This is a genomic window from Mesorhizobium sp. M7D.F.Ca.US.004.03.1.1 (assembly GCF_003998635.1).
GTDB classification, from domain to species: domain Bacteria; phylum Pseudomonadota; class Alphaproteobacteria; order Rhizobiales; family Rhizobiaceae; genus Mesorhizobium; species Mesorhizobium loti.
Genome location: NZ_RZQG01000543.1, coordinates 1 through 4,152 on the forward strand (window position 1 = coordinate 1; position 4,152 = coordinate 4,152).

The window sequence follows — 4,152 nt, forward strand, 5'->3', positions numbered from 1 at the left end:
GTTCGCCAGGCCGGTCTTGGCGAGGCAATCGCCAGCGCGGCAGGCGGCATTGTCTCGGCCGATGCACAGGATGCCTTCGAGGCGGCCTTGAAGCTCGATCCGGCCAATGCGAAGGCCAGTTTCTACTTGGCCATGGCGCTGGCGCAGGAGGGCCGAACCAAGGAAGCAGTCACTGCCTGGGAGGCGATGCTGGGCAAGCTGCCGCCGGAGTCGCCATGGCGCGGTGCATTCGAGCAGGCGCTGGCCAAATCCGGCAGCCCCGAAGTCGCTTCCGGCGGCACCACCAACGGGCCCGATGCCGGCGATATCGACGCCGCATCCTCGATGTCGCCGCAGGATCGGGAAGCCATGATCAACACCATGGTCGCCGGCCTCGACGACAAACTGCGACAAAATCCGCGTGACGCGGAAGGATGGATGCGGCTTGTTCGTTCTTACGTCGTGCTGGGCAAGGTCGATCAGGCGCGTGAGGCGCTCGGTCGTGCCATTGCCGTCTTCGGAGCCGACAGTGACGAGGCGAAAAAATTCACCGCCTTTGCCGCCTCGCTTGGCCTGACGGCGACGGAGTAGAGACAGACATGACGCGCAAACAGAAACGATTGTCGGTGATCGCGGGCGGGCTGGCTTTCCTGGGCGCGGCCACCGGGCTGACCTTCTATGCGCTTGGCCAGAAGGCGTCCTATTTCTACATGCCGGCCGACCTCACCACCGCCAGCGTCATGCCTGGTCAGCGCATCAGGCTGGGCGGATTGGTTGAAAAAGGCACGATCCAGCGCGGGCAGGGGGCGACGGTTGGCTTTTCGGTCACCGACACGCACAAATCGGTCAAGGTCACCTATACCGGCATCCTGCCCGATCTTTTCCGTGAAGAGCAGGGCGTCATCACCGAAGGCACGTTCGGCCCGGATGGCGTCTTTGTTGCCGACAGCGTGCTCGCCAAGCATGATGAGCGCTACATGCCCAAGGAAGTGGCGGATGGCCTCAAGGCCAAGGGCGTCTGGCAGGAGAGCAAGAGTGAATAGCTCTGGCAGGAGAGCAACGGTCCATGGTTGAAACCGGACATTTCGCCCTGGTTCTGGCGTTTGCGCTTTCGCTGGTGCAAACGATCGTGCCGCTGTTTGGTGCGCGCCTGAACAACCAGCGCCTGATGGCCGTCGGCGGTCCGGTCGCGGTGACCGGCTTTGCCTTGACGGCGCTGTCCTTCGCAGCGTTGGCGAGTGCTTATGCGAGTTCCGACTTCTCCGTGGCGAGTGTGTGGGAAAACTCGCATTCGCTGCAGCCATTGATCTACAAGATCACCGGAACCTGGGGCAATCATGAAGGCTCGATGCTGCTCTGGGTGCTGATCCTGACCTTCTTCGGCGCGCTTGTCGCCGCCTTCGGCTCCAATCTGCCGGCGACGTTGCGCGCCAACGTGCTTGCGGTGCAGGGCGCCATCGGCGCCGCCTTCTTCCTGTTTATCCTGGCGACCTCCAATCCGTTCATCCGGCTCAATCCGGCGCCGATCGAAGGCCGCGACCTCAACCCGATCCTGCAGGACCTAGGCCTCGCCATTCACCCGCCGTTTCTCTATCTCGGCTATGTCGGCTTCTCGATCTGCTTTTCCTTCTCGGTCGCCGCCCTCATCGAAGGGCGCATCGATGCATCCTGGGCACGCTGGGTGCGGCCGTGGACACTGGTCGCCTGGATGTTCCTGACCGGCGGCATCGCCATGGGATCATACTGGGCCTACTACGAGCTCGGCTGGGGCGGTTTCTGGTTCTGGGATCCGGTCGAGAACGCCTCCTTCATGCCGTGGCTGGCAGGCACCGCGCTGCTCCATTCGGCCATCGTCATGGAAAAGCGCTCGGCGCTGAAGATCTGGACGCTGCTGCTCGCCATCCTGACCTTTTCGCTGTCGCTGCTCGGCACCTTCCTGGTGCGCTCGGGCGTCTTGACCTCGGTGCACGCCTTCGCCACCGATCCGACGCGCGGCGTCTTCATCCTGTGCATCCTGACGCTGTTCATCGGCGGCTCGCTGGCGCTGTTTGCGCTACGCGCCTCCCGGCTGACGGCCGGCGGCCTGTTCCATCCGATTTCGCGCGAGGGCGCGCTCGTCCTCAACAATCTGTTCCTGACCACGGCGACCGCGACTGTGCTTGTCGGCACGCTCTATCCGCTGGCCGTCGAAGCGTTTTCGGCAGACAAGATTTCGGTCGGAGCGCCATTCTTCAATCTGACTTTCGGACCGCTGATGGTGCCGCTGCTGCTGGTGGTCCCGTTTGGGCCGCTGCTGGCCTGGAAGCGCGGCGATGTCTTCGCCGTCGCGCAACGCCTGATGGTGGCGTTCGCCGCGGCCCTCCTGGCGACGCTTGTCACCGCCTTGTTCATCGATGGCGCCTCGGTGTTTGCAGCCCTGGGCGTCGGCCTTGCCGTCTGGCTGATCCTCGGCGCGCTTACCGACCTCGCGGTCAAATCTGGGGTCGGCAATGTTGCCGCGAGGATCATGGTCAAGCGGTTGCTCGGCCTGCCGCGTTCGGTCTTTGGCACCGCCTTCGCCCACCTTGGCCTTGGCCTGACCACGCTCGGCATCGTCGGCACGCTTTGCTTCGGCACCGAAAAGATCCTGTCGATGCATGCCGGCGAGACCGTCGAACTGTCCGGCCATACGCTGCGTTTCGTCGGGCTCTATCCGGCCCAGGGACCGCACTACGCCGAGGACCGCGGCCGCTTCGAATTGATAGGCGTCAGCGGCAGTCCTGTCGGTGAGATCAGCTCCGCCAAGCGGTTTTATCCGGTGCGGCAGATGACGACGACGGAATCCGGCATCAGGACGATCGGCTTCTCGCAGCTCTACATCTCGCTCGGCGACGAGGGCAAAGACGGTTCCGTCGTGGTGCGTCTGTGGTGGAAGCCGCTGGTGACGTTGATCTGGGGTGGCGGCCTGATGATGATGGCGGGGGCGGCGATGTCGCTGATGGATCGGCGCCTGCGCGTCGGCGCGCCATCGCGGCGGCGCAAGCAGGCGAGCGCCGTGACGTCCGCGGGCCTGCCATGAACGCACGGGTTTCGCTGACCTCGATTGTCCTGCTGCTGGCACTGTTCTTTGCCGGCACCGCCTTGGCGGTGAAGCCTGACGAGATGCTGCCTGATCCGGCGCTGGAGGCGCGGGCGCGGGCGCTGTCGGAAGGCTTGCGCTGCATGGTCTGCCAGAACCAGTCGATCGACGAATCCGACGCCGACCTTGCCCGTGACCTGCGCATCCTTGTACGTCAGCGCCTCGTTGCCGGCGATACCGACCAGCAGGTGATGGATTACGTGGTTTCGCGTTACGGCGAGTTCGTACTGCTGAAGCCGCGTTTCGACCTGCGCAATGCGTTGCTTTGGGGCACGCCTGTCCTGCTCTTGCTGGTTGGCGGCGTTTTCATCGTGCTGACCGCGCGGTCGCGCCGCACGCTCGCGACAAAATCCCTGTCCGCCGAAGAGCAGGCCTCGTTGGACGCCATATTGCGCCGCGACTGACGACCGCCGTCACCCTCCAAACATTACCAAAGTTTCATGCGTCGGAAATGGCGCGGTAATGTGCGCCGCTCTAATTCTCTTTTCCTGAGGATGCCGATCAAGCAGCGTCCGTTTGAAAGAGGATAAGAAATCCATGAATATTGCCCCCAATTCATATTCCGTCACCCGCAAGCGTCTCATGGCTGCCGTCGCGTCCATCGCCGTGGCCGGTGCTATCGGCGTCGGCGCGCTGACCAGTGGAACCAGCCCTGTTCTGGCTGACGCCGTGCGCGTCGAGGCGCCGCAGGTGCCGGGCTTCGCCGATGTCGTCGAGCGCGTTTCTCCTGCCGTCGTCAGCGTCAAGGTCAAGGCCAAGATCCAGCCCGCGGCCGATGACGGCTCGGACCAGGGCGACGATCCGGACGGCATGAACAACATGCCCGACAATCCGCAGCTGCGCCGCTTCTTCAAGGAATTCCGTGGCTTTGGCGACCAGAACGGCCAGGGTGGCGGCAACCGCCGCTTCAACCACCGCGATCACAACAACGACCAGCCGCGGCCGGTTGCTCAGGGCTCCGGCTTCTTCATCTCCGATGACGGCTATCTCGTCACCAACAACCACGTCGTTTCGGAAGGCTCGGCCTTCACCGTGGTGATGAATGACGGCAAGGA

General features: G+C 63.7%; 4 protein-coding genes and 1 pseudogene. All 5 read left to right on the forward strand.

Going from position 1 to position 4,152, the window contains the following annotated elements:
• On the forward strand, window positions 1-570 hold a 570-nt coding region (locus EN935_RS24980), incomplete at its 5' end, for a tetratricopeptide repeat protein (RefSeq protein ID WP_127373708.1).
• Between the two features lie 8 nt (window positions 571-578).
• Window positions 579-1,022 carry a cytochrome c maturation protein CcmE gene (gene ccmE, locus EN935_RS24985; protein WP_126068495.1) on the forward strand — a complete coding sequence of 148 codons (444 nt, stop codon included), beginning with the start codon at window positions 579-581 and terminating at the stop codon, window positions 1,020-1,022.
• Between the two features lie 23 nt (window positions 1,023-1,045).
• Window positions 1,046-3,037: a heme lyase CcmF/NrfE family subunit gene (locus tag EN935_RS24990; RefSeq protein ID WP_127373709.1), complete on the forward strand. Its 1,992-nt coding sequence runs from the start codon at window positions 1,046-1,048 to the stop codon at window positions 3,035-3,037.
• Window positions 3,034-3,501 carry a cytochrome c-type biogenesis protein gene (locus EN935_RS24995; protein WP_127373710.1) on the forward strand — a complete coding sequence of 156 codons (468 nt, stop codon included), beginning with the start codon at window positions 3,034-3,036 and terminating at the stop codon, window positions 3,499-3,501. The genes EN935_RS24990 and EN935_RS24995 overlap by 4 nt, the downstream gene beginning before the upstream one ends.
• 133 nt (window positions 3,502-3,634) lie before the next feature.
• Window positions 3,635-4,152: pseudogene (locus EN935_RS25000) on the forward strand (S1C family serine protease); the annotation flags it as partial.